We start from the raw sequence: 21,901 nt of genomic DNA on the forward strand, positions 1-21,901 counted from the left end.
GCAGGCCTGTGGCCGCGCGATGCCTCGTCATCCGGAGTGAACACCATGAACATGCTCAACAAACTGACTGAACACCTGCGGCAGAAAGGACTTACTGCCACCGTCAAGAAAGCGTGGAAACACTACATTTTTTCCCATCAGGAACTGCTGTGGATGGAACGCGATCTGGTCAGCCCGGTGCCGCCGCACAGCCTCAAACCCTACCCGCCACTGCGGGTGGTGAAGATCACGGCGGACAACGCCAGTGCCTTTGCGCGCTATTTCGGCGACCGCGTCGGCACCATGGCCGAGCTGGCCAACGAAGGTCACACCGGGCATATGCACCTCGACGACCAGGGCGATGCGGTAGCGTTTATCTGGGGCAGCGCGCGGGACTATTTCGACCGGCACTATTACGGCTGCATGTTCCCGGTGAAACCCGGCGAATTCTTCGAGTTCGGCGGTGAACTGACCCGCGCCTATTGGGGCACCGAGCTGTCGGTAGATCTGCAACTGGAGTTGTGGAAAGCCATGGCCGCACAAGGTTGCGACAAGGTTGTCGACGTCTGCGAATTCCACAACATCCCGGCGCTCAAGCTGCACTTGCGTATGGGCTACACCGAGCAAAACCGCATCATGAATGTGTACACCCTGTTCGGTCGCTGGCACTTCTACCGCGAAACCCGCTACAGCGGCTCGCGTCTAGATGCGCTGCGCAAACCGTCCCGTCCACCCGTAACAGCCACGGCGGCCTGAGCCTATGGTGACGCGATTCGAATGGCGCACTTCGCTGTGCGCCGCCGACTTCCCGGCAATAGCGTATGAAGCGCTGTGCCTGCGGGTGACGGATCACACGCCGTTCAACCACCTCGGTTGGTTGTGCGCGGCCGAGCAGGCCCTTGGCGAGGGTGAGCGTTTGCACATCCTGCTGGGGTGGGAAGCGGACGAATTGCGTCTGTGCCTGCCATTGGTGGCGAGTCGCGAGCGTTTCGCCGGCGTGCCGTTCCGGGTCGTGCATCACTTGGGGTATCCACTGGCCGATCGCTTGGCACTGTTGTCTTTGCTCGGCTGTGAGGACATGCGCAAAGCGTTGCTATTGATTCGCCAACGGGTGCCCCACGCGTTGCTGCAACTCAATGAATTGTCCGAACCTGCGGGAGAGGAAAGCGCGCTGACCGAATGGATGGCGCGCAGCTCGACCGCTGAACGGCGCCTGAGTTGTCGGGTGCCGGTGCATCTGATCAGCGCGGCCGATCATCAGGAAGTGTCTGGCGACCCGCGCTACAAACTGCGTCGGGCACGCAAGCGGATTGCCGCGTGCGGTGCCGAGGTGCGGCGCATCGTGCCCGATGCGATGAGCATGGGCCCACTGCTGCAGGTCATCAGCGACGTCGAAGCGGTGAGCTGGAAAGGTGACGAAGGCGTGGGGATTTTCGCCAGCGAACGCAGCCGCCAACTGATCGAGCGCGCCTTCACCGCCCTCGCCGGCCAGGGCCTGGTGCGGGTGGTGACACTGGAGTTGAACGGCCGCTGCATCAGCTACCGGCTCGGCCTGCTCGAACAGGGTCGGCTCTACGATTACAACCTCGCCTTCCTGCCGCAATACGCCGACCTGGGCAGCGGCCGGGTGTTGCTGGAGGAATGGATTCGCTGGGGGCTGGACGACAACTGGCGCTGGATCGACGCCTCGCGGGTCAGCCTGGAAAACTCCAGCCATCAACTGCACGAACGCATGACCGGGCAACTGGAGCATTGGCGCTGGAGTTTCTACTCATGGCGCCCGAGTGGTCTGGTGCTCGGCCTCGGCCTGCGCCTGTGGCATCGACTCAAACCGACGCTGCAACAGTGGCGCGCCAAACGCGCAGATAAACCTGCACCTGTCGTCAAACCTGTCGCAATCACCACGGAGGGCGAACATGCCTCGCCAAGTCATAGTCAACGCTGACGATTTCGGCCTCAGCCCGAACGAAAACGCGGTGATCTTCGCGGCGTTTCAGGCCGGGGTCATCAGCAGCGCCACCGCCATGGCCAACATGCCTGCATTCGAAGCGGCCTGCACGATGGCCCGGCATGCTTCGCTGCAAGGTCGGGTCGGGTTGCATTTCAACCTGACGTACGGCCGGCCGCTGAGTGCGGCGATCCTGCGCAGTCGCACCTTCTGCGATGGCCACGGGGTGTTCGACCTCAGCTTGCCGCGTCACAGCCTGTGGCTTGGGCGTGAGGATCGCGACGCGGTGCGCGAAGAGCTGCAGGCGCAGTGGCAGCGCTGTGTCGAGCACGGCATGCGTCCCAGCCATATCGATTCACATCAGCACGTGCACAACATCTGGCCGATCGGCGAGATCGTCGCACGGTTTGCCGCGCATCAAGGTGTACCGATTCGGCTGGCGCGCAACCTGGGGCAAAACCTCAATCTGCCCAAGCGTGTATTCAAGGGATTGCTCAATTGGCGTTTGCAGAGTCTGGCCGGTGTCACCGCCGATTACGTGTGCACGCCGATCGACCTGCGCAACGACAACGCGCCGACCGACGGCGTGCTGGAAATCGTCGCGCATCCGACGCAACTCGGCGCCGACTTTGGCGATGCCTATCTCCACCCCGACGAGTCTTTGAGCCGTGTTCTAGAGCAGCGGCTGATGGGCGTTCCGCGGGTTTCCTATACCGATCTGAACAAGGATTTTCTACGCGGGGCGACGGCACTCGATTGAGCTACACAAGTTGAAATACTTTCCAAAGTGGCCCTTTGAAATTAACTGGCCAGCGTGATCTATACCCACAAAAGCACCATCCACCACACCCGGGCTACGGCCACGGAGGGCATCATGAGCGTGATCGAAAAACTACAAGAACGCATCCGACAAAAGGGCCTCGGCCGCACGTTCGGCACGTTGTGGAAACGCTACGTGTTCTTCCATTGGGAACTGTTGTGGATGGAGCGTGACCTGGTCAGCCCTGTACCGCCACACAAGCTGCGGCCTTACGACGGACTGCGCAGAGTCGACATCACGCCGGAAAACGCCATCGCCTTCGCCAAGCATTTTGGGGACCGCGTGGGCACCATGGCGGAGCTCGCCGCCGAGGGGCACACCGGGCACATGTACCTCGATGCTGACGGCCACGCAGTCGCTTTTATTTGGGGCAGCATTCGCGACTATCACGACCGTCACTATTACGGCTGCACCTTCCCGGTGAAGCCGGGTGAATTCTTCGAGTTTGGCGGTGAAATGACCCGCGCCTATTTCGGCAGCAGCCTGTCGGTGGACGTGCAAGTGGCGCTGTGGCAAGCCATGGCGGCGCAGGGTTGCGACAAGGTGGTGGACGTGTGCGAGACGCACAATATTCCGGCGCTGAAGCTGCATATCCGCATGGGATACCACGAGCAGGGGCGGGTCACGCACGTTTACGGCCTGTTCGGCCGCTGGAGGTTTTTCCGTGAAACGCGGTATGAGGGATCACGGCTGGAACCGCTGCGCAAACCGGGACGGCCGGTGGTGAGCTCGGCGGCGCAGGCTTGATTCAATCCGAGGATTTGTGGTGTCTTTAGGCCGCCATCGCTGGCAAGCCAGCTCCCACAGGGTTTTGAGTTGTACCGGTTATTTATGTACGACACAAAATCCTGTGGGAGCTGGCTTGCCAGCGATGAGGCCAGTGGCAACGACGATGAATTTCAAATCCTGGTGGCGACCAAGGTAAAACACATCGGCATCTGCGCCTCTTGATTCAAATACCGGTCATACAGCTCTTCCCGGTTCGAATGCGCGTACTCCCTGAAGTGCGCAATATTCAGCCCCGCCGCAATGGCAGCGCTGAAGATGGCGCCAAGGTTATGCACAAACCAATACGACTTCGCCGCCGGCTGCTCAACCTTGCCGACATAGACAATCGGCTCTTCCTGCACAAACGGCTCGGCACGAAAGTACGAGCTGGCGAGGCGGTACGGATCCTCAGCGTCGGGATCAACCATTTCCAGGAACGGATGGGTTTCATAGATCACCAGTTTGCCACCCGGCTTCAGCGTTGAAGCGACATGGCGGAAAAACTCGCCGATGTCGGGCATCCAGTTGAGAACGCCGATGGTGATCAGCGCCACGTCGAAACGATTGTGCAGGGACGCTGGCAGATGATGGATATCGCTTTCGATGAACTCGGCATTGTGCGGTGAACGCTTGTTCAGCTCACGCGCCTGTTCGAGAAACGCAGCCGATTGATCGACACCGACCACGCTTCTGGCACCAAGCGCAAACAGGGAGAGACTCTCGCGGCCATTGTTGCAGCCCAGTTGAATCACATCCTTGGCGTCGACCTCCAGTAACCCGCTCAGGGTCTCATCGAGGCAGGAGAAATCCGCCTGCGCGACGTCGCTCAGCAACGCCTGCCAGTCAGGCGAATCCTGATGGTGATGGGCGGAATCGTTCCACGCCTGTCGATTGCTCTCGATGGCGGTTTTATTATTGGGCACTTCCATGGCGCACTCCGGACGAGGCTCGTGATTGAGCGGATCCGAGTCTAGATCAGCCCGGCAATTGTGGTTGTTGCAAACTTGTAAGCCAATTCCTGTAGGCGCTGCCGAACGCGGCCCGAGCCTTCGGCAGCTCCCACATTGGTTTCGTGTGGGGCAGCTATAGTTAATAGCCTTGGGGAAAACCGCACTCGCAGGTGCCGCCATGCTAATGCTCGAACGGCTGTTGTTGACCGGCTGTCTGCTCGCTGCCACTCAGGCGCAAGCGCTGGACAGCAATTTCAATTATTACGGGCCGAACCAGCCCTTCGCCCACCCTGCCCCGTATTCACTGCAGGCCACGCCGCCAAGGCCTTACGAGGATACGGCGCCGCAGGATTTTGTGGTGATTCCGGGTGACCATGAATTCTCCGATTCGCAATTACCGACCGTGGCGGATGCGACGGTGCGGGTGTTTATCCGCACGTACGATGCCGAGCGCGGGATTTATGTGAATGACGAGGTGCTGGATCCGGGTTGTTTGCTGGAGTGTTTGAGCCGACAGCAGCATTGATCCGGGTTGCCCAAACATTCTGCACACGCCAGCTAACCCTGTGGGAGCGAGCTTGCTCGCGAAAGCGGTGGATCAGTCACTTTTATGCTGACTGACACACTGCATTCGCGAGCAAGCTCGCTCCCACAAGGTTTTGTGCTGGCTCGGACCTCTGCATTTTTACCACTGCCGTTTATCCGGCCGGGCGAGGCCGAGTTTTTCGATGCGGTAGCGCAGCATGTCGCGGCTCAGGCCCAGCAGGCGCGCGGACTTGGTGACATTCCAGTCGGTCTTGTCGAGCATCTTGCGCACCATGTCGCGCTCGACTTCCGGCAGGTTCATCGACTCAGTATTGCTCGCCGGACGGGATTCGTAGTGCGTCGGCACTTCGTGCAAGTGCAGCGGCGGTTCGTCGACCAGGCTCATGCACACGTTCAACTGATGCGCAGCGATGGTGTCGCTCGGCGCCAGCAGCACGGTTTGCTCAAGCATGTTGCGCAACTCACGCACGTTGCCCGGCCAGGTGTAACTGAGCAGCAGCTCTTCGGCCTGATCGCTGAAATGCAGGTTCGGCTTGCCGTAGCGTTTGCCGTGGCTGGCGAGGAAGTGCCGGGCCAGCATCAAAATGTCTTCACCTCGGGCATACAGGCGCGGCACCTTGATCGAAATGATCCGCAAGCGGAAGAACAGATCGCGACGGAATTTGCCCTGCTGGACCATTTGCTCAAGGTTGCAGTTGGTGGCGCTGATCACCCGCAGATTGACCTTGCGCTCCTTCACCGAACCAACCCGGCGAATCGTCCGGTCCTCCAGCAACTTCAACAGCTTGGCCTGCAACAGCAGATCCATTTCCCCGACTTCATCGAGAAACAGTGTGCCGCCGTCCGCGGCTTCCACTAAACCTACGCGACGATCCTTGGCGTCGGTGAACGCGCCTTTCTCGTGACCGAACAGTTCCGACTCGACCAGATTCGACGGGATCGACGCACAGTTGAACTCAATGAACGGGCCTTTGCTGCGCGGGCCGTCGAAGTGCAGCGCGCGGGCCACCAGTTCCTTGCCAGTGCCGGTCTCGCCTTCGACTAAAACCGGCGGCAGATCGGTGTTGGCCATGCGCCGCTCGGCATCGAGCAACTGGCCGATGGTGTTCTTCAGAAACTGCATCGGCGCCGAGTCGCCGATCAGCGCCTGCACCCCGGATTTCTGCGCCTCGCGGTCCTGATAGAACGACAGCGTGCGCTCCATCCGCTCGGTGGCCAGGGCCTTGTCGAGCAGCAGTTTGAGCTCCGGCAACGCCACTGGTTTGGTGACGTAATGAAAGGCGCCCTCCTTCATCGCCACCACGGCATCTTCGACGTTGCCGTAGCCGGTCATCATGATCACTTTGAGATCCGGCGCGCTGATGCGCAGCTTCTGGATCAGGTCGTGACCACTCATGCCCGGCAACGAGTTGTCAGTCAGCACAATGTCGGGCATGAAGGTTTCCAGTTGCCCCAGCGCGTCTTCGGCCGAATGGCAGACCGTCACCTCGAAGTCCTTGCGCTCCAGGTAGGTCTGAATATTCTCGGCCAGCAGTTCGTCATCCTCGACCAGCAGAATGCTGTGTTCCATATTCCCCTCCCGATGCCACTTTGAAGTTGAGACTGACGCGGGTTCCCTCCTGCTCGCGGCTGGTCAGCACGACCGAACCTTCGAAACGCTCCATGATGCGTTTGACCAACGCCAGGCCAACCCCGAGGCCGCCCTGTTTGGTGGTGAAAAACGGTTTGAACACCAACAGTTGCTGCTGCGCGCTCATGCCCTTGCCGGTGTCGCTCACGGTCAGGCGCACGCTGTCAGGCTGCGGCGATTCGAATTCGACGCTGAGCACACCGCCCTTGGGCATGGCTTCGAGGGCGTTGGCAAACAGACTATTGAGGATTTGCGTGAGCAACACCTTCTGGCTGACCACCAGCGCGCAATTTTGCGGTGTGAAGCGCACTTCGACGTTGCAGCGTTTGATCAATGCTTCGAAGGCGCCAACGGTGTCTTCGACCGCCATCACCAGGTCCACCGCTTCGCCGTCGTCATTCATCGGCCGCAGCGACACCAGCAACTCGCGGACCCAGCGCGACATGCGATCGACCTGGCTGATGATGTCGCCGATATTGCGTTGCGCGCCGGGGCTGGCGATTTCCTGAGCCAGTTCGGCGCTGGAACGAATGGTCGCCAGCGGGTTGCGCAGGCTGTGCGCCACCGCCGAGGACATTTCGCCGAGAGCGACAAAGGTTTCATTACTGATCAACTGTTGCTGTTGGCTCTGCAGCAGTTTCGCCGCGCGGCGGACGATCCAGAACAACGCCAGAAAGATCACCGCACCGCCGAAACACGTGGCGGCCCAGATCGAGGCAAATCCACGGTCGATGCGGTCGACCAGATCCGCCGGCTCCTTGTAGACCTCGACCATGGCAACGACTTTGCTTTTGTCGGCGTTGAACATCGGGATGTAGTTCTCGATGAACAAATACTTCGGTTCGCGCAGTAACTGCTGCTCGGGTTTCTCATCGTCGATCTTGTGATAACTGGAGGACACCGCGACTTTCATCTCGAACGACTCGTCGAGTTCGTCGTCATCCTCGAATTTGACCCCGATCAGTTCGGGATTGGTCGACCAGATCACCGTGCGATCGAGCGCATACACCGTGGCCAGGAGAATGTCGGGCAGGTTTTGGACATGGTCAAGAAACTCGGCGCGGGCCGCTGCATGGGCACCGGGTTCGACATCGGGATAGTTGTCGTCCTGACGCGGATCGAGCATTTCGCCCATGGTCCGCGCCGGGGTGATGCCGGCGTGGCGTATTTCCGCCGCGCCAATCGCCTGAACGAATTGTGCAGTCAGCAAGGCGTCGCGCTCGACACTTTCGGTAACGACAAAGCGCGTCGAGATGTACCCCAGCCCCACTGCCACGGAGGCGATGATGAAAAAGCTCGCGAGCGAGAACCAACGCAGCAGATTGAACTGTTCGCGCCAACTTTTGCCCATTGCCGCCGACGTGTCCGGCGCAGATGTTTTTTGTGCTTCCAGTCGCTGCATGGGAATGCCCTGGAGGTTTTGTATCGAGCCAGTTACAGCCATCAGTGTAGGTGGCTCTGACCGCGACACACGGTTCAATGATGCTATTTCGCCGCTACCGCATCTGACTCACCGTCGCGGCTGGATCGCCCGGTTTTACTGGCGTCAAAGCACCGTCGGCTACGGCACTGCTGGACGGTTGCTGACGCTCGGTTTCGTCGCTGAGGAAGTCGATGATCGACTGCGCGGACTGTTCGTCGAGGCGCAGATTGGGCATCGGGATTCGCTCGAATTGTTCGTAGAGTTGCAAGGCAATCGGGTCTTTTTCCGCGAGCAGGCGATCCGGTTCGCGGATCCAGCGATTCAGCCACTGCGGATCACGGTGGCGGGTTACGCCGATCAGGTCTGGGCCGATGCTGCGCATGCCAAGGCCCTGGCCATCCTGCGGGCCTAGGCTGTGGCACGAGGCACAGCGCGTGCGGAACAGTTCTTCGCCATTGCTCGGCGGGCGAATGTCCGGGGCGTTGGCGTAACTTTCTTCGATGCTCGGCTGTTTCCAGTTCTGCAAAGTGTTGGCCAGTTGATCGGCGAGGATCCACGGATTCTCGAATGGCGAGGCTTTCATCCAGCGCCCGGTGGTCTGGTTGCCGACGATCAGGCTGAGGTTGTGATCTTTGCTGCGGCCGTTGTCGACGCCTTCAATGAACAGCCCGAGTTTCTTGCGCAAGTCGGTGACATCGGCAAATTCGCCAGTGAGAAACTTCCAGCCGGGGCCGACTTTGAAGCGCTGGGCATAGGCCTTGAGCACTTCGGGGGTGTCGCTGAGCGGGTCGATGCTGATCGAGTAGAAGAAAATGTCTTGCCCGACCCGATCCCCCAGCAGTTTCTGCACCTGGCGCAAGCGCGCGGTTTCCAGTGGGCAGGAATCGCTGCACGAAGTGAAGATGAAGTTGATCACCACCACTTTGTCTTTGATCAGGTCATCGAAGAAATGCACCTGCTGACCGTCCTGATCGGTCAGCAAGGTGTTGGGGAAATAGTCGCCACCCCACGGGGTGGCGGATTCACTGGCCGCTGACGGCTCGCTGACACTGGCCTGATGTGCCAGCAGCACGCGGCTGCCGAGCACACAGGCGACCAGCATCAGCACCAGGTGCATGCCCAGCGCCCGTGAGCGCGGGGTATGCACAGGTTGGCTATCAACGTGGCGGCGGTTCATGGCTTGACCACCACTTGTGGGCCCATACCGTCGCCGCTGCGGAAAGTTGGCAGCGCGGCGGAGTTGACGTAGCGCACACCGTCCCAGCTTGGCAGTGGGGTTGGCATCAACTGCAGTTGCCCGGGTTTCTCCAGGTCCCAACGCAGCAGCATCGAGTTGTCCTCATGCTGAGTGTTGTGACAGTGCTCCATGTAGGTCCCGGCAAACTCGCGGAAGTTGATCGCCATTTCCACACTGTCCAGACCATCGGCTTCGGAGCCGATGCGATAGACGTCTTTGCGTGCCCATTTTTCCCACTCTGGCGGTGCCTTGCCGCCGCGACTGAGGATGATCCCCTCTTCGAAGTGCACGTGTACCGGATGGCTCCAGCCCTTGCCGCCGGCCTTGATGTTCCACACTTCGAGGGTGCCGAACCCGGTGACACCGGCATCGGTCGGGCCGCTGGACAGCTGAGTCGAAGCATTCAAGCGACGCGGGTCCATGTGGAAGCCGAAGCCGCCATCAGTCTTGACCGTCCACGGCGCCTCATCGGTGCCGTCGGAGCGGCCGAAGGTGAAAGTGCGGTGGCGGGCCTTGGCCAGCACGACTTTATCGGCGGCGTTGTCGCGATGGAGTTTCAGCGGGATCATCACCAGCCCTTCAGCCTTGCCCGGTTTGGCCGGCTCGTACGCCGCTGGGTTCATCGCCAGATCCTGACCGGTGTAGGCCTTGACGTTGAGCTGCAAGACCTTGCCCACCGCCGGATCTCCCCGGTCCCACTGCGGGCCATTGCTGGTCTGCTTGATCACTGGCAGGTATTTCTCCGAAAGTACGTCAGCCAGCGGAATCATTTCTTTCGGGCCTTTGCCGTCGTCCTGCGCCTGCAGGTTGAGGAAGAACAGCTTGTCACCGGGCTTGATACCGTTTTTCGAGAAATTGACGATGATGTCGAAGCGCTCGGCGATGCCCTGCGTCGGCAGGATCGCGTTGTGGTTCTGTTTATCGCCATCGGCGTCGAGGTCCATCGAACCGTCGAACGGCACGCTGTGTTCCATGATGTTGCCGTCGTTGGCGATCATGTGGAACGGCACGCGGCTGTACGTCACACCCGAGTTTTTCGGCCCCTGAAACTCGCCGCCACTGCCTTTGATTTCCCGCACCAAGGCCAGTTTGAAGTAGCGCGACACCGAGCCGTTGAGAATGCGGAAGCGATAACTGCGCGCACGCACGTCAAGGGTCGGTTTCCACTGCCAGTTGACCAGCACCTGATCGCCGATGAAGCCATCGGTGTTGAAGGGGTTGAACCACAATTGGCCTTGTTGATCCCAGGCCTTGTCGGCGAGCACCAGATTGACGTCATAGTCGCGGTTGCCCCACGGCAAAGCGCTGCCGCTGGGCAGACGCAGGTTGACGCCGTCGTTCACCGACTCGTTACCGCGATCCAACGCGCTGTAGTAGTTCATCATCGCCGCGTTGCCCTTGTAGACATTCTGCGCGGTGAAATCGAGCATGTGGTCGTGGAACCAGTGGGTGCTCATGGTTTCGCGCCAGTCGCCACGGATCTTGATGGTGCCGTTGTCACAGGTTTTCTTCGCCGGTGCGAGATCGTTGACCCACAGGGTTTCGCCGGGGGCGCAGGGGAACGCTGCGCGCGGGTCTTCAGCCTTGGTGTTGATGCTGTCGTAACCGGCGAGCTGGATCGGCCAGCGATAGTCGTAAAACTGCCCCGGGAAGAAGAACGCGTTGGCATAGCCGTCGCTTTCCGCTGGCGCGTGGCCGTTGTGCTCGTGGGTGCTGATGGTGTGCAGGCCAAAACCACGGTTGGCCGACGGATCGATCGGCAAGCCGTTGTAGTGGCGCATCATCACCGGTTGGCCGTAGCGCACCATCAACAGTTTCGGCGGCAACGTGCCGTCGAAGGTCCACACCGAGTTGTGGTTTTGCGCCGGCATCGCCGGGTGGAAACGCGGGTCGACGCCCTTCGAGGTGCCGTCGGTCAGCGGTACACCGGCGACGTTGTGGTACAGACCGCCGGGGCCGAATTCGCCCACCGCGTAATGGTGCATTTGCACGCTGTCACGCAGGCCACCGTTGAGGCGCGCGCCGGTCTGTACGGTTTTGTAAGCGACTTGCGGGTAGAACTCGTTCCAGCGCTGGTGCGCCCAGCCTTTTCCGGGTGGCCGACCTTCGGCGGACGAGCCGATGTGGCGGTTGAGGAACACTTCGATCTGCGCCTGCCACGGGTTACGGTCGACGACATTGGCGAACTGGCTGGGGAATGGCGTCAGCCCCGGTTGACGCAGGAACGCGTCGAGGGCGCTGCCGGGTGGCGCGCTGCGGGCGACGTTGTTCGGGTCCTGAGCCGGTGCCGGGCCGATCGCGGCCGGCGGAAATGGCAACGGCGCGGCCGGGGTGGTCGGGTCGAGCTTTTCCGGGCCAAACTCTTCGAACAGGGTCAACTGCTGGGTGAACGGTTGCGCGCCATAGAGCGGGCTCGGCTTGCCGTTGGTGGGGTAGTTGAAACTGGTCTGCACCGTCGGCGGCAGAATGTTTTCCGTGCGGGTCGAGTCGCGGCTGCCTTTGACGCCGTCGGGCAAGTCGAAGGAATCTTCGTTGGCCTCGGGCAGGGTCAGGATGTTATTGAGCGCGCCGGCGCGGTCGGTCGGTTCGTCGTAGTACGCCGAGGGATCGGAGACTTCTGGCTGTCGCTCGTCATCAATGGGACTGGCGCGAACGCCGGCCATGCTGCCGAGGGTCAACATCAGAAAGACGCTCAGAGGCGTCAGCAGGAAAGTGTTGCTTGGGTCACGCGTTGCTCTGTCCATCACCAGCCGCCTCATCAAGGAAGGGGTGATGGTGTTTTGCAACTACTGCGCCAAGAAATTATTTCTAGTTGTAACAGGGACTTGGAAAGTCTGTGGGTTCCCCCACTCCCCGGTGACCGGGGCTTGACACCCAGTGATGGGGGAAGTTCATAAATCTTTTGAGGTAATGCAAACCTCATGTAGGAGCTGCCGAAGGCTGCGATCTTTGAGATTGATCGTTCCCACGCTCTGCGTGGGAATGCAGCCCGGAACGCTCTGCGTCCCATCGGAACGCGGAGCGTCCCTTGAGGCATTCCCACGCAGAGCGTGGGAACGATCAGTCAATAGATCGCAGGCTTCGGCAGGAATGGACGAATCAGGGGACCAGTTGAAACGCCAGACGAACGGTGGTGCCCTCGCCTTCGCGGCTGTCGAGAGTCACGCCGCCACCGAAGCGCTCCATGATGCGCTTGACCAGCACCAGACCGACCCCGAGACCGCCAGACTTGGTGGTGAAAAACGGCCGGAACGCCATGGTCCGTTGCTCTTCGTTCATGCCTTTACCCGTGTCGCTGAGCACCACGCACACGCCACGGTCTTCGCTCGGTTCCAGGCTGACGGTCAGCGTGCCGCCCTTGTCCATCGCCTCCAGCGCATTGGCCAGCAGGCTGTTGAGGATCTGTGTCAGTTGCACCGGTTGGCTGAGCACCATGGGCGTGTGCTGCGGATGAAACACCACCTGCACGCCGGCTCTGGCGATCTGCTGTTCAAACGCGACAAGGCTTTCGTGCAGCGCTGCCACCAGATTCACCGGTTCCGGATCATCGTTGAGCGGACGCAGTGACTGCAGCAGCTCGCGCACCCACTTCGACATGCGATCGACCTGGCCGATGATGTCCTTGATGTTCTTCTCTGCCGGGCCGGCATCGAACTCCAGCGCCAGTTCGGCGCTGGAACGGATGGTCGCCAGCGGATTGCGCAAACTGTGCGCCACCGCCGAAGACATCTCGCCCAAGGCGACAAAGGTTTCGTTGGCGATCAGTTGTTTTTGCTGGGCCGCGAGCAGAATCGCCGCGCGCCGTACGATCCAGTACAGGCCCAGATAAATCAGCCCGCCACCCAGTGCAGTCGCCAGCCAGATCAGAACCAATCCGCGCTCCATGCGTGCGATCAGATCCTTGGGCTCCTTGTAGATTTCGACCATTGCTGTGACGTTCTTGCCCTCGGCGTCAAACAGCGGAATGTAGTTTTCGATGAAGATGTAGTCCGGTGGCGTGATGAATTTCTGTTCTTCGCGAGCCTTGTCGACGTCGTGGTAGCTGGCGGATACCGGAATCTTTTCGTTAAAGGCGCGATCGAGGTCTTCATCGGCATGAATGTTGGTACCGATCAGCGCGGGATTGGTTGACCAGATCACCTGGCGGTCGGGCGCGTAGATGTTGGCGAGAATCACGTCTGGCAGGTGTTCGATGTGATCGAGAAACTCGCCCCGAGCATCGGCCCGGGCTTGCGGACTGACGTCGGGAAAGTTCGCGTCCTGACGCGGGTCGAGCAATTCACCCATCGTGCGGATATTGGGAATGGAAACGTGACGTACCTCGGCCGAAGCGATGGCCTGTATGAACTGGGCGGTGAGCAAGGCATCGCGCTGCACGCTTTCATCGATCACGAACCGCGTCGACACCGCGCCAAGCGCGACGGCCACGGTACCGATCACCGCCATGCTGATCAGCGAAAACCAGCGCAGCAGGTTGAACGACTGCTTGCGCGAGCCCAAGCGCAGATTGCCCTCCTCGACCGGAAGCGATTTCGACTGCATGTTCATGACGGCGACTTCCCGATACATCCCTATAGGGTTATAGCCCACGGGTGGGGGTTTGCCCGGTTGCGGGGATATCAACCCGATCTACACCTCCCAAACCCACCTCAGATCTGTGTAGGAGCTATCGACTGCAACGAGGCTGCGATCTTTTGATCCTGCTTTTGTGAATCAAGATCAAAAGATCGCAGCCTGCGGCAGCTCCTACAGGGGTTCTGCGTACGACGGGCCACTAAGAGCATCCCCACCGTCCCCGATTCTGGGGAATGACGCCCTTTTCCCGCTGGCCAAAAACCTGCCCCTTCTGCGCGTCAAGCCCTCTACCCCGGCCCTCTCCCGCCCATCCACCACACCTTGGCATGGAAGGTGTACAGGCCCTGTGCAACTGACCCATCCCCAAGGGGCAGGTACTTTGATAGAGGGATTAACTCATGCACCCTTTACTGTCCAAAACCGCGACTGTCCTGGTCGTGAGCGCGTTGGCCCAGGGCATTGCCCAGGCCGCTTTGTTCGCTGTTGATCCGGGGCCTTATGCACCGGCCAATGGCGGTTTCGCCAGTTGGTATCAGGACACCCACGGCCGCACCCTGGACCTGTGCCTGTCCAAAGCGCTCAGTTCGCGAGTGCCCAGCACACCGGGCGCGCCTTCGTATATGTGCTCGCTGTTGCCGACCCCTGGTGTGTTCGATGACGCCCAGCCGATCGTCTTCCCGACCAACTTTCCCGACGAAGCGTTCTGGTTCACCGGCGAAACCAGCCTCGTCGATGCTGCACGCGGCATTGATCTGGGCTACGTCAGCGCCATTGAAGCCGCATTCGCCGCTGAAGAACCGGTGGAAGGCGATCAGGTCAGCTTCGCGCGGATCCGTATTCGCGTCGATGTGCCCACCGCCGGCACCTATGTCATCACCCACCCGTATGGCGTCGAGGTGTTCAACATCGATACCCCCGGGCGCCGCGCAATCAACATGACCCGCGACATCGGCATCGGCACGCCGAAAACCTATGACGGCGCGCTCAAGGGTGACATCGGCCCGTTCCTGCGCAGCGTCAATGGTCCGTACACCGAAACCAACCCGCTGACCGGTGCCGCCGAACAGTTCGTCGGCGACCCGAACCTCAGCGAGGCGGTCACCGGCAGCCCGTTCAACACCAACTTCGTGCGCATCGAAGGCCCGAACGGGCTGGACTTGCGCACCACCACTTTCGCCGTTTCCGGCAAGTTGTCGACCGTCGTGCGGCCAACACCGATGATCCCGCAGCGCAGCACCTACTCGCGCAAGGCCGGCGACAGCGCACCGGTGGCGCAGCAAGACGTGTTCGTCCTTGCCCCGCCTGCTCCGGGCACGGCGGCCGTCACCAGCAGCACCCCGGTGCTGAACATGACCGAAGCCAACAGCACCGGCAGCTGGTACGCGCAGTCCTCGCTCAACCCGACCTTGCCAACCACCTTGCAAGTGACCGCCGACAACCACCTGGCCATCGCCAGCAGCACGCCGACCACTCTGCCCATGACCCTGACCGACCTGGTGGTAATCCAGAGCGCGCAATACAGCATGAGCTCCGGACAACTGACCGTGGTCGCCTCGACCAGTGACGAAACCTCGCCCCCCGTACTCACCGCCACCTCCGGCAGCGGCGCCGCCATCGGTGCCCTGAGCGGCGACGGCGCGGTGAAAACCCTGGCCACCGGGATCTCGCCGATACCGCCAGCCAAAGTGCGCGTGACGTCGTCCAACGGCGGCAGCGACACCGAAGAAGTGGTCATCGTGCAATGAACGCTCACATGCCCAGATCCGTATCAGGAGGCATCATGAACAAGTGGCCACGCTTTGCGCTCAACGCGCTCGGGCTCGCTCTCTCGCTGACCGGCAGTGCCTATGCACAACTCGCCGCCGTCGACCCCGGCCCCTACACCTTCGCCACCGGGAAATTCCCGATGTGGTATCAGGACGAAAACCAGCTGTCGATGGAACTGTGCCAGTCGCGTGCTGCCAGTTCACGCGTTGCGGCCACCACACCGCCGGCCTACATGTGCATTCTCTTGGCCGAGCCGGGTGTCTACGACGACGCCCAACCGATGATCTTCCCGGACAACTGGCCGCCGGAAGCCTTCTGGTTCCTGGCCGAAACCACGATCCCCGACAACGCTGCCGGTTATGGTGTGGACGCTTATGTCGCCGGGATCGAAGCGGCATTCGCCTCGGAAAATCCGGCGGACGGTGATCAGCAAAGCTTTGCGCGGATTCGCATCCGGGTGAACGTGCCCCTTGCCGGCACCTATACCATCACTCACCCCTACGGCGTGGAAACGGTCAACGTCACCGCGCCCGGTCGGCGCGCGATCAATATCACCCGTGACATCGGCATCGGCGCACCGGGCAATTTCACCGGTGCCGTCGGTGGAGCAATCGGGCCGTTCCTGCGCAGCGTCAACGGCCCCTACACCGAAGTGAACCCGGACACCGGCGCCACGGAAACTTTCGTCGGCGACCCGAACCTCACCGAAGCAGTAACCGGCAGCCCGTTCAACACCAACTTCCTGCGCATCACCGGGCCAGCCGGGACGATCCAGTCGAACGTGTTCAGCCTGTCCGGCAAAGTGCTCGACAACCGCCAGCAGACGCAGGTGGAAATCGACCGCGCCACCTATCGCCGCACCGCCGCCGGCGTGCGTGCCGAGGTGTTCGCCAAGGCTGACAGCAGCTCGACCCTGTGCTTCCGCGAAACCGTGGCTCTGCTGCCCGGCCCACCGCCAACGCCGTGTCAGACCAGTCTGTTGGGTGACAACAACGGCCTGTTCTTCGGTCATCGCCTGGGTACCGGTGCAGTCCCTCCGGTAGTCGTCGTGACCGCCACCAACCCCGCCGGCACCACCCGGCCGACAGCCGTATCGGCCAAGCTCACCGATGTGGTGAAAGTGCAGACCGCTCGTTACAACTGGGCCAACAAAACCTTGCTGATCGAAGCGACATCGACCGATGAAGTGGCGATCCCCGACATGGTCGCCCAAGGTTATGGACGCCTGTCGAAGTCCGGCACCCTGCAACGCATCACCGTCGCCGATCTGACTCAGCCACCAGCCACCGTGACGGTGAAATCCGCCGCCGGCGGCAGTGACACTGAGGCGGTCGTCGTGGTTGGCACCGCGCCAGACACTGGTGAAAACCAGGCGCCGATCACTAATGCCGACAGCGGCAGCACAAGCTTCGGCGTGCCGATCACCCTCAGCTTGTTGACCAACGACAGCGATCCTGATGGTGACAATCCGCTGGGTATCACCGCGTTGACTCAACCGGCCGCCGGCCAAGGCACCGTCGCGCTGAACGGCACCACATCGGTGGTCTACACGCCGCCAGCGGTAGTCAACGCGCCACTGACCACCACCTTCACCTACAAAGCGCAGGACGCCAAAGGCCTGGCCTCGGCCAATCCAGCCACCGTAACCATCACCGTCGCACCGAACCAGGCACCGACCGCCGTCGCCGACAGCGTCGCCACACTGGGCGTAGCGATCCCGATCAACGTGCTGGCCAACGACACCGATCCGGAAGGTAACGTGCCACTGGCCGTCAACAGCCTGACCCAACCAGCCGCCGGGCGCGGCACGGTCAGCAGCAACGGCACGGTGATCACCTACACCCCGCCGGCCACCGTCACCACGGCGTTCACCACAACCTTCACCTACATCGCCCGGGACAGCTTCGGCGCCCTGTCGACGCCGGCCACGGTCACGGTGCAAGTGTCGCCACGGCCAGCAGCGGAAACGTTCACCGTCACCGCGTCCACGGTGCAGGCACGCTCCGGCGGTCGCTTCAACTGGGACTTCACCGGCACCTCGTCGGTGACCACCGGCAACACCATCACCGTGCAGGTCACCACCCCGACCGGGCTGGTCACTCTCGGCACCACCACCGTACCGGTGACCGGACGCTGGCGGCTGACGCTGAACAACACGCTGGTGGTGCCATCGGCCAACCCGACCGCGACGATCCGCTCGTCCCAGGGCACCGTGCGCACGGTCTCGGTGACCACGCTGTAAGCCAGATCCCCAGCCACTCTCGGGTGGCTGGGGTCGATTTCGAACCGGTTAACGCCTGACAGGATGTGAGCCATGAACACGCCGACCGCCGCCCTGCTTTGCCTGCTTGTGCTGTGCAGCAGTGCGGGCGTGCGTGCCGACGACCTGATGGAAAACGATGACCTGGCCCCGACCAGCAGCGACCTCGGCGAACTGCCCCCACCGGTGGGTCAGCAAGCCCTGATCGACCAGCTCGGCCAGGCCAACGTCGCCCTGCTGCAACAAAACGGTCAGTCGCTGCTCGGGCAGATCGTGCAGTCGGGCAGCAATCAGGAAGCGTACATCCTGCAGCAGGGCAGCGACCTGATGGCGCTGATCAACCAGAACGGTTCCGGCAACGCCGCTTCGATCACCCAGAACGGCAGCCATAACCGCGCGCAGATTTCGCAAAACGGCAACAACAACGACGCCAGCATCGAGCAGGCCGGCGCGGGGCTGCAAAGCGCCGTGACCCAGTCGGGCAACGGCATGAGCGTTTCGGTCAAGCAATACCGCTAAGCACTGCAAATCATCGGAGAGTTCAATCATGTTCAAACTGACGCCCCTCACCGCCGCCCTCCTGGTCATGATCAGTGCCCAGGCCATGGCCGACGACAGCCTGTCCAACCAAAGCCAGGTCGGTACCGCCAACATCGCGGATGTGAAACAGACCCAGGCACCGCTCAGCACCGCCACCCAGACCCAACTGGGCCAGGGCAACGACGCCGCCGCCGTGCAAGACCACGCCAGCAGCGTGATCACCCAGGACGCCGTCGGCGACTACAACGCCGGCTACGCCGAACAACTTTACGAAGACAACGCCACCATCACCCAACAACAGGTCGGCGCCTTCAACACCGCCCACGCCAGCCAGTCGCTGGGCTTCGGCTCACCGAACAGCGCGCTGCAACAGCAGCAAGGCACTGGCAACTTCTCGTTCGTCTATCAGGACTCGCAAAACGGCAGCGAAGGCAAAACCTTCCAGTACGGCGACAGCAACGAAGCCAACATCGAACAACTCTATGAGGGCAGCGGCAACAGTTCAGTGATCACCCAATACGGCACCGCCAACTACGGCACCGCCGAACAGGTCACCCACAACGGCGGCCAGATCGGCATCAACCAGGCCGGCGAAAGTAACTACGCCTACGGCGACCAACGCAACGGCACCGGCGGCACCATCACCATCAACCAGTTCGGCAACCTCAACGGCACCGAAATCTGGCAGGACGCGCAACTCGCCAGCCAGGCCACCGTCAACCAGTACGGCGACAGCAACGAAACCGTGGTCGACCAAAGCTTCGGCGAAAACAACACCGCCGCCGTCACCCAGGTTGGCAACACCAATGCGATCTACGCCGACCAATTCGAATCGGTCAATTCGACGCTGGCGCTGTACCAGGTTGGCAACGGCAACGTGCACTACACCTACCAGAGCGGCGACGGCCACACGCTCAGCGCCACCTCCGTGGGCAACGACAACAAGGTCTACGCCAGCAACTGGAAAGGCCCACAATCGGGTGGGCAGTTCGGCAGCAACCAGCGTGCGACCGTCACCCAGGCGGGCAATGGCAACGTGGCCAGCTTCACTCAGGATGGCGTCGGGCATGTGATGACCACCAGTCAGACCGGGACTGGCAACAAGACCACGGTCAATCAGGCGGAGTCGTATAACGAGCTGTACTTTGATCAGAATGGCAGTGACAACATTTTGATCTCGGATCAACGCGGGACGACCAACCTGATTCAGGGGTCGTCGAACGGGACTGGCAACAGTGCTGAGTTTGATCAATCCGGGACGGGGAACCAGGCGTACACCGCGCAACTGTATGGCAGCGACAACATGATCACTGTTAAGCAGGCGGATACGATGAACGTGGCGTATGTGACCCAGGGCGGCACGGGGAACATTGCCAATGTCGATCAGAGTGGCATGACGCAAACCGCGAATATTCAGCAGTTTGGGTCTGCTAACCAGGCGACGGTGTTGCAGCAGTAGGGGTTGGGTGTTGATGGGCCGCGATTCTCTGGTGAGGGGGGTCGCGGTTTTTTTGCGCTGACGCTTGAGTTGCGTCCTACGGAAAACGGAACGTTTTCAGAAATTCGGGGAGTTTTCTGACAAGTTCTGGCGGTTGGCCGTCGGAAGTGCAGGCTCTAGGATTTGCCGGGACAACTTGATCCTCATGGAGCTTGGCCTACATGCAATTCATCCAGACAGCGACGACAGCGATACCGTTAACGAATAGACTTCGAGGCATCAAACCCGGAGGTTCTATGATCGACCCGTCCTTGATCGACCCATTGTGCCCGGTTGTTTCGGATCTTGATCCCGAGGAGCAGGCTGCGAGTTATGACCGTTGGTTTCGGGCCGAAGTACAGGCCTCTCTCGATGATCCGCGTCCGAGTATTCCCCATGAGCAAGTGATGGAGGAAATGAATGCCTTGATGGAATCAATGCGCAAAAGCGCTGATGCAGATTAAGTGGCGACCCAAGGCTCGGGTCGAACTCTCGAAAATCCTGAAGTACATTGGTGAGCGAAATTTTGTAGCGGCTACTGCACTTCACAAGTCTGTCGTAAAAACCACATCTGCGCTTTGTTGGCATCCACACCTTTATCGCAAAGGCCGCTCTCCCGGCACTCGGGAGATTGTGGTAAGCCCGAACTATCTCGTCGTTTATCAAGTGGCGGACCAAATCGAGATTGTGAGCATCTTGCATACGCGTCAGGAGTACCCTCGACGCGCCCCCGGTTAAGATCGCTTCCTCGTCTCAACACAAGAAACCGTGCTTCCCGTGGAGGTACGGTTTTTTTGTATCTTGATCGTTCCCACGCTCTGCATGGGAACGATCAATCAGCCATCCTTCAGCTCGACGTGATCCAGCGCTTGATTCACCGCCAGTTCGCCCAGCATGAAGACTTGTGCGATACCCAGTGCAGTCTTGCGGTGCGAGGTTTCCAGCGAGGCGGCGAAGTTGATGAGCATTTCGCTGGCCGAGCCGAGGGTTTCGCTGGCGTTGGCGAGCAGGGATTCGGTGTTGTACCTGGGGTTGGCGAGGTACATGGGTTCCGGCTCGTTGGCGCTGGACATGATGTGGGCGGTGGGGTTGAGGTAGAAATCGAGGGCGCGGTCGGCGGCTTCGTGGAGCTTTTTGCTGTCGACCGAGGCGTAGGGGGATGTGGTGTTGGTGTCTGGTTCTGGGGGGTTGGGTGTTGGTTTTTTCATGATTATTTACCCTGTATGACGGTTATAGCTGGTCTCCCATTCGGTTTCCAAGCGAATAGGTGGCAGCTGTACGCAGGTTGGAAACCCGGGACAGAGGCAACCCGGCAGACACAAGGTCTCCCACGCACAGCCGCCATAACAGAGTGCACACAGTGAAGGTGCGCAAGGATACGTTATGAATGGCGCTTGTGCGCTCTGTAGTTACTCGGGTTTCCACGCCCGGTCACTGAATTGGCAGCGACGAACACAGGCTAGAGTCCGGACGTCCGACGGACAACCTGAAAACCTTGTGGGAAGGTTCCGCCGATTTAGACACTTCTTTAAACACACTTCAGATCGTAGCCCTCACCCTAGCCCTCTCCCGGAGGGAGAGGGAACTGACCGAGTGGTTTGGTAGAAGTACGCCGACGTGCAGTACCGAGCCGAACTTGGATTTTGAAGCTTTGAAGCAAGAGCCCCTCACCCTAGCCCTCCCGAAACGTCGGACCGCCCGTAGGGAGAGGGGACTGACCGAGTGGTTTGGAGAGGTACGCCGACGTGCGATACCCCGTTGAACTCAGATTTTGAAAGGCCCAACAATCGGCACCCTCTCCCTCGGGAGAGGGCTGGGGTGAGGGGAAAATCCACCACAAATCCAAAGCTGACTACGCCCCGCTCTTCACCACTCAATAGGCCGAGTGTCAGCTCGCCTGCTTTTGATCTTGATCCACGGGCGACGTCGGAAGGCTGAGTGGAGGGATTGATCCGGGCGTGGGAGCGCAGCGACCGTTTGG

The 21,901-nt window shown here is 60.7% G+C and carries 18 protein-coding genes; 11 read left to right on the top strand and 7 right to left on the bottom strand.

Annotated elements, in window-relative coordinates:
* The first annotated feature begins 45 nt into the window (after nucleotides 1-45).
* From PseuLF5_RS06990 to PseuLF5_RS07005, 4 genes are all read left to right on the top strand, one after another.
* Complete coding sequence (locus PseuLF5_RS06990; RefSeq protein ID WP_123469143.1) at nucleotides 46-735, top strand: N-acetyltransferase; 690 nt, start codon at nucleotides 46-48, stop codon at nucleotides 733-735.
* 4 nt (nucleotides 736-739) lie between these two features.
* The gene (locus tag PseuLF5_RS06995; RefSeq protein ID WP_123467490.1) at nucleotides 740-1,924 is read left to right on the top strand and encodes a GNAT family N-acetyltransferase; all 1,185 of its coding nucleotides are present in this window, start codon (nucleotides 740-742) and stop codon (nucleotides 1,922-1,924) included.
* A complete protein-coding gene (locus tag PseuLF5_RS07000) occupies nucleotides 1,896-2,687 on the top strand; it encodes a ChbG/HpnK family deacetylase (protein WP_123467488.1) in 792 nt (263 codons plus the stop codon). Before PseuLF5_RS06995 ends, PseuLF5_RS07000 begins: the two co-directional genes overlap by 29 nt.
* Nucleotides 2,688-2,801: 114 nt before the next feature.
* Nucleotides 2,802-3,494 (top strand): GNAT family N-acetyltransferase, encoded by a 693-nt coding sequence (locus PseuLF5_RS07005; protein WP_123467486.1) that lies wholly within the window; start codon nucleotides 2,802-2,804, stop codon nucleotides 3,492-3,494.
* 152 nt (nucleotides 3,495-3,646) lie between these two features.
* Here the strand turns inward: PseuLF5_RS07005 and PseuLF5_RS07010 are convergent, their stop codons facing one another.
* On the bottom strand, nucleotides 3,647-4,444 hold the full coding sequence (locus PseuLF5_RS07010; protein WP_340133247.1) for a class I SAM-dependent methyltransferase: 798 nt from the start codon (nucleotides 4,442-4,444) through the stop codon (nucleotides 3,647-3,649).
* 199 nt (nucleotides 4,445-4,643) lie between these two features.
* Between PseuLF5_RS07010 and PseuLF5_RS07015 the strand changes: the two genes are divergently transcribed.
* Nucleotides 4,644-4,991, top strand: coding sequence for a hypothetical protein (locus PseuLF5_RS07015; RefSeq protein ID WP_340133248.1), 348 nt, complete (start codon nucleotides 4,644-4,646; stop codon nucleotides 4,989-4,991).
* A gap of 159 nt (nucleotides 4,992-5,150) precedes the next feature.
* Here PseuLF5_RS07015 and PseuLF5_RS07020 read toward each other — a convergent pair whose 3' ends face one another.
* The 5 genes from PseuLF5_RS07020 to PseuLF5_RS07040 form a co-directional block, all read right to left on the bottom strand.
* Nucleotides 5,151-6,581 carry a sigma-54-dependent transcriptional regulator gene (locus tag PseuLF5_RS07020; RefSeq protein WP_123467480.1) on the bottom strand — a complete coding sequence of 477 codons (1,431 nt, stop codon included), beginning with the start codon at nucleotides 6,579-6,581 and terminating at the stop codon, nucleotides 5,151-5,153.
* Nucleotides 6,550-8,043, bottom strand: coding sequence for a sensor histidine kinase (locus PseuLF5_RS07025; RefSeq protein WP_123467478.1), 1,494 nt, complete (start codon nucleotides 8,041-8,043; stop codon nucleotides 6,550-6,552). Before PseuLF5_RS07025 ends, PseuLF5_RS07020 begins: the two co-directional genes overlap by 32 nt.
* Nucleotides 8,044-8,137: 94 nt before the next feature.
* Nucleotides 8,138-9,241, bottom strand: a complete 1,104-nt coding sequence (locus tag PseuLF5_RS07030; RefSeq protein ID WP_340133249.1) for an SCO family protein — start codon at nucleotides 9,239-9,241, stop codon at nucleotides 8,138-8,140.
* Nucleotides 9,238-12,045: a multicopper oxidase domain-containing protein gene (locus PseuLF5_RS07035; RefSeq protein WP_007950081.1), complete on the bottom strand. Its 2,808-nt coding sequence runs from the start codon at nucleotides 12,043-12,045 to the stop codon at nucleotides 9,238-9,240. Before PseuLF5_RS07035 ends, PseuLF5_RS07030 begins: the two co-directional genes overlap by 4 nt.
* A gap of 355 nt (nucleotides 12,046-12,400) precedes the next feature.
* The gene (locus PseuLF5_RS07040) at nucleotides 12,401-13,849 is read right to left on the bottom strand and encodes a sensor histidine kinase (RefSeq protein ID WP_340133250.1); all 1,449 of its coding nucleotides are present in this window, start codon (nucleotides 13,847-13,849) and stop codon (nucleotides 12,401-12,403) included.
* 425 nt (nucleotides 13,850-14,274) lie between these two features.
* Here PseuLF5_RS07040 and PseuLF5_RS07045 point away from each other — a divergent pair, with 425 nt between their 5' ends.
* From PseuLF5_RS07045 to PseuLF5_RS07070, 6 genes are all read left to right on the top strand, one after another.
* Complete coding sequence (locus PseuLF5_RS07045; RefSeq protein ID WP_340133251.1) at nucleotides 14,275-15,621, top strand: hypothetical protein; 1,347 nt, start codon at nucleotides 14,275-14,277, stop codon at nucleotides 15,619-15,621.
* Between the two features lie 35 nt (nucleotides 15,622-15,656).
* Entirely contained in the window at nucleotides 15,657-17,885 is a 2,229-nt protein-coding gene (locus PseuLF5_RS07050) for an Ig-like domain-containing protein (RefSeq protein ID WP_340133252.1), read from the top strand.
* A 72-nt stretch (nucleotides 17,886-17,957) separates the two neighbouring features.
* The gene (locus PseuLF5_RS07055) at nucleotides 17,958-18,422 is read left to right on the top strand and encodes a curlin (protein ID WP_128616044.1); all 465 of its coding nucleotides are present in this window, start codon (nucleotides 17,958-17,960) and stop codon (nucleotides 18,420-18,422) included.
* Between the two features lie 28 nt (nucleotides 18,423-18,450).
* The gene (locus tag PseuLF5_RS07060; protein WP_340133253.1) at nucleotides 18,451-19,902 is read left to right on the top strand and encodes a curlin; all 1,452 of its coding nucleotides are present in this window, start codon (nucleotides 18,451-18,453) and stop codon (nucleotides 19,900-19,902) included.
* 275 nt (nucleotides 19,903-20,177) lie between these two features.
* Nucleotides 20,178-20,384, top strand: coding sequence for a type II toxin-antitoxin system RelB family antitoxin (gene relB, locus PseuLF5_RS07065; RefSeq protein ID WP_123463680.1), 207 nt, complete (start codon nucleotides 20,178-20,180; stop codon nucleotides 20,382-20,384).
* Entirely contained in the window at nucleotides 20,374-20,658 is a 285-nt protein-coding gene (locus PseuLF5_RS07070; protein WP_340133254.1) for a type II toxin-antitoxin system RelE/ParE family toxin, read from the top strand. Before relB ends, PseuLF5_RS07070 begins: the two co-directional genes overlap by 11 nt.
* A 98-nt stretch (nucleotides 20,659-20,756) precedes the next feature.
* On the opposite strand, the gene PseuLF5_RS07075 is transcribed toward PseuLF5_RS07070, so the two are convergent.
* Nucleotides 20,757-21,128: a DUF6124 family protein gene (locus tag PseuLF5_RS07075; RefSeq protein ID WP_340133255.1), complete on the bottom strand. Its 372-nt coding sequence runs from the start codon at nucleotides 21,126-21,128 to the stop codon at nucleotides 20,757-20,759.
* Nucleotides 21,129-21,901 lie beyond the last annotated feature (773 nt).

Source organism: Pseudomonas sp. LF-5 (assembly GCF_037626295.1).
In the GTDB taxonomy this organism is placed as follows: Bacteria; Pseudomonadota; Gammaproteobacteria; order Pseudomonadales; family Pseudomonadaceae; genus Aquipseudomonas; species Aquipseudomonas monsensis.

What these genes read in the sequence shown, in the direction of transcription:
- PseuLF5_RS07035 (WP_007950081.1), bottom strand. Translation starts at nt 12,045, where the DNA reads ATGGACAGAGCAACGCGTGACCCAAGCAACACTTTCCTGCTGACGCCT.
- PseuLF5_RS07005 (WP_123467486.1), top strand. Translation starts at nt 2,802, where the DNA reads ATGAGCGTGATCGAAAAACTACAAGAACGCATCCGACAAAAGGGCCTC.
- PseuLF5_RS07000 (WP_123467488.1), top strand. Translation starts at nt 1,896, where the DNA reads ATGCCTCGCCAAGTCATAGTCAACGCTGACGATTTCGGCCTCAGCCCG.
- PseuLF5_RS06995 (WP_123467490.1), top strand. Translation starts at nt 740, where the DNA reads ATGGTGACGCGATTCGAATGGCGCACTTCGCTGTGCGCCGCCGACTTC.
- PseuLF5_RS07015 (WP_340133248.1), top strand. Translation starts at nt 4,644, where the DNA reads ATGCTAATGCTCGAACGGCTGTTGTTGACCGGCTGTCTGCTCGCTGCC.
- PseuLF5_RS07020 (WP_123467480.1), bottom strand. Translation starts at nt 6,581, where the DNA reads ATGGAACACAGCATTCTGCTGGTCGAGGATGACGAACTGCTGGCCGAG.
- PseuLF5_RS06990 (WP_123469143.1), top strand. Translation starts at nt 46, where the DNA reads ATGAACATGCTCAACAAACTGACTGAACACCTGCGGCAGAAAGGACTT.
- PseuLF5_RS07055 (WP_128616044.1), top strand. Translation starts at nt 17,958, where the DNA reads ATGAACACGCCGACCGCCGCCCTGCTTTGCCTGCTTGTGCTGTGCAGC.
- PseuLF5_RS07075 (WP_340133255.1), bottom strand. Translation starts at nt 21,128, where the DNA reads ATGAAAAAACCAACACCCAACCCCCCAGAACCAGACACCAACACCACA.
- PseuLF5_RS07030 (WP_340133249.1), bottom strand. Translation starts at nt 9,241, where the DNA reads ATGAACCGCCGCCACGTTGATAGCCAACCTGTGCATACCCCGCGCTCA.
- PseuLF5_RS07060 (WP_340133253.1), top strand. Translation starts at nt 18,451, where the DNA reads ATGTTCAAACTGACGCCCCTCACCGCCGCCCTCCTGGTCATGATCAGT.
- PseuLF5_RS07070 (WP_340133254.1), top strand. Translation starts at nt 20,374, where the DNA reads ATGCAGATTAAGTGGCGACCCAAGGCTCGGGTCGAACTCTCGAAAATC.
- relB (WP_123463680.1), top strand. Translation starts at nt 20,178, where the DNA reads ATGATCGACCCGTCCTTGATCGACCCATTGTGCCCGGTTGTTTCGGAT.
- PseuLF5_RS07025 (WP_123467478.1), bottom strand. Translation starts at nt 8,043, where the DNA reads ATGCAGCGACTGGAAGCACAAAAAACATCTGCGCCGGACACGTCGGCG.
- PseuLF5_RS07050 (WP_340133252.1), top strand. Translation starts at nt 15,657, where the DNA reads ATGAACAAGTGGCCACGCTTTGCGCTCAACGCGCTCGGGCTCGCTCTC.
- PseuLF5_RS07040 (WP_340133250.1), bottom strand. Translation starts at nt 13,849, where the DNA reads ATGAACATGCAGTCGAAATCGCTTCCGGTCGAGGAGGGCAATCTGCGC.
- PseuLF5_RS07010 (WP_340133247.1), bottom strand. Translation starts at nt 4,444, where the DNA reads ATGGAAGTGCCCAATAATAAAACCGCCATCGAGAGCAATCGACAGGCG.
- PseuLF5_RS07045 (WP_340133251.1), top strand. Translation starts at nt 14,275, where the DNA reads ATGCACCCTTTACTGTCCAAAACCGCGACTGTCCTGGTCGTGAGCGCG.